Here is a 374-nt window from a genome sequence, read left to right as displayed (position 1 = left end):
CGCTGGGCGCGGACAACGTGACGGCGGTGCGCCTGCCGTCGCGCTACACCGCCGACATGTCCAACGACCTGGCCGCCGAGCAGTGCCGCGCGCTGGGGGTGAAACTGGAGGCGGTGTCGATCGAACCGGTGTTCGAGGGCTTGATGGCCGCGCTCGGCCCGATGTTCGAGGGCCAGGCGGCCGATGTCACCGAAGAAAACCTGCAGTCGCGCAGCCGCGGGGTGATCCTGATGGCGCTGTCCAACAAGTTCGGCGGGCTGCTGCTGACCACCGGCAACAAGAGTGAATACGCGGTCGGCTACGCCACCATCTACGGCGACATGTGCGGTGGCTACGCGCCGCTGAAGGACCTGTACAAGACCGAGGTGTTCGGC

General features: G+C 67.1%; 1 protein-coding gene. It reads left to right on the top strand.

Features of this window, described 5'->3' with window-relative positions; translation table 11 throughout:
- Window positions 1-374: NAD(+) synthase (gene nadE, locus AC1DN0_RS41855; RefSeq protein ID WP_477146723.1), on the top strand; the 374-nt coding region annotated here is incomplete at both ends.

The sequence above is a fragment of the Cupriavidus sp. 05N39 genome, from assembly GCF_056397325.1.
Note: the sequence above shows the minus strand (reverse complement) of the source record. Positions and strands in the feature narration are given on the sequence as shown.